The 6030-nt window shown below is 66.2% G+C and carries 6 protein-coding genes and 2 pseudogenes; 2 read left to right on the top strand and 6 right to left on the bottom strand.

Translation table 11 applies throughout. The annotated features are described in order from the left end of the window. From K789_RS0101620 to K789_RS0101600, 6 genes and pseudogenes are all read right to left on the bottom strand, one after another. A pseudogene (locus K789_RS0101620) lies at positions 1-355 on the bottom strand (hypothetical protein); the annotation flags it as partial. Between the two features lie 39 nt (positions 356-394). Continuing rightward, positions 395-1291 carry a carbohydrate ABC transporter permease gene (locus tag K789_RS0101615; protein ID WP_024365216.1) on the bottom strand — a complete coding sequence of 299 codons (897 nt, stop codon included), beginning with the start codon at positions 1289-1291 and terminating at the stop codon, positions 395-397. Continuing rightward, the gene (locus K789_RS25905) at positions 1291-1644 is read right to left on the bottom strand and encodes a carbohydrate ABC transporter permease (protein ID WP_237739475.1); all 354 of its coding nucleotides are present in this window, start codon (positions 1642-1644) and stop codon (positions 1291-1293) included. The genes K789_RS0101615 and K789_RS25905 overlap by 1 nt, the downstream gene beginning before the upstream one ends. Positions 1645-1692: 48 nt before the next feature. After that, on the bottom strand, positions 1693-2256 hold the full coding sequence (locus tag K789_RS25900; RefSeq protein ID WP_237739474.1) for a carbohydrate ABC transporter permease: 564 nt from the start codon (positions 2254-2256) through the stop codon (positions 1693-1695). After that, positions 2235-3539: an extracellular solute-binding protein gene (locus K789_RS0101605; protein ID WP_024365215.1), complete on the bottom strand. Its 1305-nt coding sequence runs from the start codon at positions 3537-3539 to the stop codon at positions 2235-2237. Before K789_RS0101605 ends, K789_RS25900 begins: the two co-directional genes overlap by 22 nt. A gap of 94 nt (positions 3540-3633) precedes the next feature. After that, a complete protein-coding gene (locus K789_RS0101600) occupies positions 3634-4578 on the bottom strand; it encodes an N-acetylmuramic acid 6-phosphate etherase (RefSeq protein ID WP_237739473.1) in 945 nt (314 codons plus the stop codon). A 165-nt stretch (positions 4579-4743) separates the two neighbouring features. Here K789_RS0101600 and K789_RS0101595 point away from each other — a divergent pair, with 165 nt between their 5' ends. Both K789_RS0101595 and K789_RS0101590 read left to right on the top strand, forming a co-directional pair. Next, a complete protein-coding gene (locus K789_RS0101595; RefSeq protein ID WP_024365213.1) occupies positions 4744-5631 on the top strand; it encodes a MurR/RpiR family transcriptional regulator in 888 nt (295 codons plus the stop codon). Between the two features lie 120 nt (positions 5632-5751). Further along, a pseudogene (locus K789_RS0101590) lies at positions 5752-6030 on the top strand (hypothetical protein); the annotation flags it as partial.

Genomic DNA, 6030 nt, shown 5'->3' with positions numbered 1-6030 from the left:
GTCCGATGCCGCCCACGAGCGAGGTGACGGCGTCGGAGGCCAGGGCGATGGGCATCGGCCCCAGCTGGGCGCGGAGGGTGCGGTGGGCGTCGTCGGTGCCGGCCGTGAGGCTCAGCAGTCCGCTCATCCCGACGCCGGCGGCCCGGAGCACTCCGCCCTGGTTGGCGACGGCCGTGTGGGCTGCCGGAACCAGGGATTCCAGGATGCCCGCAAGCGGGATCCCGACGGGCCGGACCTCAATCCGGTCCCCGGCGATCCGCAGCGGCGGTTCCCCGGCCGGGGCGTCGAGTCGCTGCAAAGCAGCCCGGCTCCCGCTGCCGCCAATGTCCAGGCCCAGAATCCATTCTGTCTGCATACCGCTCATTCCTGCTGCTCTGTTGCCCACCGTCCGGTCCTATTTGCTCATGCCGGCCGTGAGGCCGGCGACGATCTGCTTGGTGGCGACCAGGAAGAGCACCACGAGCGGGATGGTGGCGATGACCAGCCCGGCGAACAGCGTGGGCCAGTCGGTCTGGTATTCCCCGAAGAACGTCGTGAGCCCGACCGGCAGCGTGTAGTTCTCCTTGGAGCGCATCAGGATCAGCGGGTAGAAGAAGTCGTTCCAGATCGGCACGAACCGGAAGACGACGACGGTCGCAATCGCCGGTTTCACCAGCGGCAGCATAATGTGCCAGAACATCGTGAAGCTGCCGGCGCCGTCGATCCGCGCCGCTTCCTCCAGTTCCAGCGGAAGCTGTCGGAAGAACGATGTCAGGATGAAGACCGAGAACGGTATGCCCAGCGCCGCGTACAACATGACCAGACCGAATTTGTTGTCCACCAGCCCCATCGCGTCCAGCAGGTAGAAGACCGGAAGGATGGCGAGGTAGACCGGCAGCATCAGCCCGGACAGGAAGACAGCCTCGATAATGCTGGTCACCCGGGACTTGCTCCGCGCCAGCGCGTAGGCCGCCAGCAGCGAGACGACAGTGGAAATCAGCACCGAGCCGATCGTGACCAGCAGCGAGTTCACGAAGAACGTCCCGAAAGACGCCTGCACCCAGGCCTTGGTGTAGCTGGCGAAGTTGGGGTTCAACGGCAGTGCCAGCGGGCTCCGAGCCATCTCGCGGGTGGTCCGCAGCGAGCTGAACACCATAACCAGCAGGGGCGCGACGGCGATCACCGCGTAAACCCAGAGGAAGCCCGAGACGGCGAACCTGCCTGCCGCGCCCTTCCTCCGGGCCTGCCGCTGGCCCTTCGGCTCCGCGGCCGGCAGTCCGGCGGCGGGCTTCTTCTCTGTCAGGAGACTCATCAGGAGAGCTTCCTTTCCCTGCGTCGGATGATGGACGTGAAGACCAGTGCCACGCCGAAGATGAAGACAAACAGCATCGTAGCCAGGGCCGAGGAGACGCCGATGGCGTTCGAGGCCCCGGATTCAAAGGCGGTCCGGTAGAACATCAGCGACAGGACGTCGGTGGCCCCCGCCGGCGAACCGGAGGACCCTCCCATGGCGTACGGCAACGCCAGCGCCTCCATGGACCCGATGAAGGTCAGGATGCTGACGGTGCCGATCGCCGAGGTCAGCAGCGGCAGCGTGATCGAGCGGAACCGTTGCCACGCCGTCGCGCCGTCCAGCGACGCCGCCTCGGTGAGCTCCTCCGGGATGCCGCCCAGGGCCGCGCCGTAGAGCAGGATCGGGAAGCCCAGCCACTGTCAAGCGGTGACGAGCACAATCACCCAGAGAGCCGTGGACGGCTGGCCGAGCCAGGGCTGTGCCAGCTCGCCAAGTCCGATTGCCTTGAGCAGCGCGTTGACCGGGCCGAACAGCGGCGAGAGAAGCAGCGTCCACAGGTAGCCGATGACCAGCGGGCTGACCAGGTACGGCAGTGTGTAAAGCGTCTGGAAGAGCTTCTTGAAGCGCTTGCGCTTGTACAGGAACGAGGCGATCGCCAGCCCGACGGTGTTCTGGAAGACCATGGCACCGGCGAACAGGAGCAGGTTGTGCATCAGCGCCCGCGGCAGCTCCGACTTGAACGGCTCTGCAGTGAAGAGCGTGAAGAAGTTCCCGACGCCGGAGAACGCACCCCGGGCGGTACCCTGCCAGTCAAAGAAGGAGTAGCTGAAAGCCGTGATCATCGGGTAGAGCACGAAGATGGAGAAAATGATCACCGCCGGGGCGAGGAATATCACGGTGGCCGGCCAGCCAAGCACGGTCCCCGCCGGGCGGGGACCGTGCTTGCGCGGCTTGGGGCGGCTCAGCTGGTCGGCTTGAACCACTGGGAGACTCCGTCCTGGACCTTCTGGGCGACGCCGGAGGCGTCCTTGCTGTCCAGGAACAGTTCCTGGACTCCGGAACCCATGAGGTCGGTGCCGGAGGGCGTGCCGTAGCGGAAGTCCACCAGCAGGGTGTAGGGAGCCGAGTTCGCCTGGTACAGGTCCCAGATTTCCTTCATGACCGGATCGTTGAAGGAGACGCCCTCGACCGGGGAGAACTGCTTCAGCTCGTCGGCGACCATCTGGCCGAACTCCTGGGTGCCCATCCACTGCAGCAGTTTCAGGGACGCTTCCTGCTTCGGTGACTTGGCGTTGATGGCCCAGTTTCCGTCGGCGTAGGCCGGCGACACCGGCTTCGAGGAGGCGGAGCCGTCGCGGACCGGGACCTGGAAGACACCGAGGTCGAGCTCCGGGTTCTGCTTCTGGAAGAAGGCCAGTTCGAAGGAGCCGCCCGGGAACATGGCGGCCTGCTCGTTGGTGAACAACACCTGGGCGTCGGTGTAGCTGACGCCCACCACGTCCTTGGGCATGAAGCCCTGCAGATCCTTCAGGTTCTGGATGGACTTGATGTACTTGTCATCGGTGAAGGTTTTCTTCCCGGACTGGACGGCGTCGCGGAAGTCCTTGCCGCCGTACTCGGCCGAGCCGAAGATGTCGTGGATGAACGGCATCATCCAGGCGTCCTTGGCGCCGACGGCCAGCGGCGTCATGCCGGAGCCCTTGATCTTCTCGTTGGCCTTCATGAAGTCGTCCCAGGTTTTGGGAACCTCAATGCCTTCCTCCTTGAAGATCTTCTTGTTGTAGAAGACCTGCATCGTCTGGGTGGCAAAGGGGACGCCGTAGACCTTTCCGTCGGCCTTGCCGGTGGCACCGGTGACGATGGTCGGGTCCATGCTGTTCAGGCCCTCGACCTTGCCCGTGATCTCGGTGAGGTTTCCGCCGGCAATCAACGGCTGCAGGGCGCCGTAGGCTCGCGCCTGGACGACGTCGGGTCCGTTACTGCCGGTCAGCCCGGTGGTGAGGATCTGGTTGTATTCGGTGTTCTTAAAGGCCTGGAAGTCGACTTTGACGCAGTTCTTCTCCTCGTAGGCGGCGAAGATCTTCTTGTACGCTTCCACATCCTCGGGGCGCCAGGACCACACCTTCAGCGATTCCGGGGAGGCACACCCGGCGGCGGTTCCAGCGGGCTTCTCCTGCGGCGTCGACGATGAGCCGGGAGCGCAAGCGGTGATCGGCAACATGGCGAGCGCAAGGGCCGCGATCAGGTGCCTGGGACGTACCTTCATTGTTTTGATCCTTCTGGTTGGAAACTGACGTTGGATTGTGGGTCTTGGTTGCAAAGAAGCGGCGCCGGGCCCGGCCCGGCGGTGTGAGACAGCGTCAGACGGCGTCAGGCAGTGTCAGGGTCTCGACGGCGGCGCGGACATCGCCGCCGGATGCGGCGAGCGCCTCGCGGGAGGGCCCGGGGCCGGCGCCCGTCAGCATGGCGGCCAGGGCCACTTTGAGGTCGCCGTCCGCCCCCGCAAGCGCGGCCCTGCAGGGCTCTTCGCCTTCCCCGGTGGCCTCCATCAGGATCCGCACGGTCCGGGCCCGGAGCTTCTCGTTCGTCGCGAGAACAGAGACCATCAGGTTGGACCAGGTCTTTCCGAGCCGGATCATCAGGGCGGTGGAGAAGCTGTTGAGCATCATTTTCTGGGCCGTCCCGGCCTTCAGGCGGGTCGACCCTGCCAGGGCTTCGGGGCCGGTGTCGGCGGCCAGCACAAAGTCGGCCAGATAGCCGAGTTCCGGATCTTCGGCGCAGGTCATGAGAGCCGTGGGGACGTTGAGCCGCCGCGCCCGGTCCAGGGCGCCTCCGACGTACGGCGTCCGCCCCGAGGCCGCAATGCCGATCACGACGTCGCCGGCCCTGACGTCTGCCGCATCGGCGATGCCGGCTTCCCAGGAGTCCTCAAGGTTCTCGACAGCCCGGATGAGCGCGGCGGAGCCGCCGGCGTGGTGGGCGATGACGACGCCTTCGGGCAGGTTGAACGTTGGCATCAGCTCGGCTGCGTCGATAATCCCCAGCCGCCCGGATGTTCCGGCACCGAAGTAGTGGACCCGGCCGCCGCCGCCGACCGCGTGCGCCGCAGCGTCAACCAGCAGCGCCATGACCGGGAGCACCTGCCGGACGGCCTCCGGGGCGATCCGATCCTCGTCGTTGAGCGCCTCCAGGATGCCGAGCGTGGTGCGCCGGTCCAGGTCCAGCGTGCGGGGGTTTCGCACCTCGGTGCTGATGTCGAGCCAAGCGCTGCTCAACTGTCCGCTGGTGGGGTTCTCTGAACTCACCGATTTTCCTTTTCTCTCAGAAGGCGTTCCGTGATTTCCGTCACCAGTGAACTTACGGGCACCGGCGATGCGTGTCAATCACTTACAGAACAGCGCCGCCCCATGTAACCTCGTTACACGCCGGTTCCGGCGGGTCCCCACCCGACAAACGAAGGATGGTCCCTGGTGAGCCCAGTCGCGGGAAACGAGTCGTCAAGGACGGTCCTGGTCCGCATCCGCTCGGCGCTGCCCTCACTGCGGCCCTCCGAGCAGTCCATCGCCAACGCAGTCCTGGCCGAACCTGCCCTTGCGGCGACCCTGTCCATCGGCGAGCTCGCCGAGAAGTGCGAGACGTCGACGACGTCGGTAGTCCGCTTCTACAAGAAGGTCGGCTACCAGGGTTTCTCGGACTTCCGCATGGACCTCGCCCGGGAAACGACCCGGGAGCAGGCCGTGGCCAACGTGTCCGCCGAGATGTACGAGGACATCGCCAAGACCGACTCGCTGCAGGACGTGGTGTCCAAAATTGCCTTCAACGAGACGATGTCCATTGCCGACACTGCCCAGGTGCTCGACCTCGGGAAGCTCTCCGACGCAGTGGCCGCCCTGTCACGCGCCAGTCGGATCGACATCTTCGGCGTCGGCGCCAGCGCCTGGGTCGGCCAGGATCTTCAGCAGAAATTCCACCGGATCGGGATGACAGCGCACAGCTGGTCCGACGCGCATTCCGCCTGGACCTCCGCGGCCCTGCTGGACGGCGGAAGCGTCGCCGTGGCGATCTCCCACTCCGGCTCGACGCTGGACACCGTCGAAGCCCTGCGCATCGCCAACGAGGCCGGGGCAAGGACCGTTGCCATCACCAACCACTCCGACTCCCCGCTGGCACGGATCGCGGACATCGTACTCACCACCGCGGCCCGGGAAAGCCCGTTCCGCTCCGGAGCCCTCGGGAGCCGCATGGCCCAGATGATGGTCATCGACTGCCTTTTCGTCGGCGTCGCCCAGCAGTCCTACGACACCTCCATCGCGGCACTCCGGAAGACCTACTCGGCCGTCCAGGGCCGGAAAGTGTGACCTGGCGCCCCGGACGCTTTTCGCAGCCCGGTAGAAATCGCCGGTAGAATCGGGGGACCTCCCGCAGCCGGCAACGCCCGCGGGAGCAACCATGGCCGCCGCTGGTGAAGGGAGTGTTCCGTGCGCACAGCCGCCAGAGCACCGTTCCATGCCCTGCGCTCGGCCATGGTGGCCCTCACCGTCCTGTCCCTGGCGGCGGGCGCGCACACCCTGGCCGGCGGACAGCTTCCTCCCCCCGGCATCCTGCTCGCCCTGCTGGCCCTCACCGGGCTGGCCGCCACTACCGCGACCCGGCTGAAGCTCAACCTCCCGGCCCTGGCCGTGATTCTCGGCGCCGGACAGCTCGTGCTGCACGAGGCCTTCACTGCCTTCAGCGGCCCCGCCCTGGGCGGCTCCGCG

It is taken from the genome of Arthrobacter sp. TB 26, from assembly GCF_000427315.1.
Lineage (GTDB): Bacteria > Actinomycetota > Actinomycetes > Actinomycetales > Micrococcaceae > Arthrobacter.
This window is presented reverse-complemented; position numbering and strand designations above follow the sequence as displayed.

What these genes read in the sequence shown, in the direction of transcription:
- K789_RS0101615 (WP_024365216.1), bottom strand. Translation starts at nt 1,291, where the DNA reads ATGAGTCTCCTGACAGAGAAGAAGCCCGCCGCCGGACTGCCGGCCGCG.
- K789_RS0101605 (WP_024365215.1), bottom strand. Translation starts at nt 3,539, where the DNA reads ATGAAGGTACGTCCCAGGCACCTGATCGCGGCCCTTGCGCTCGCCATG.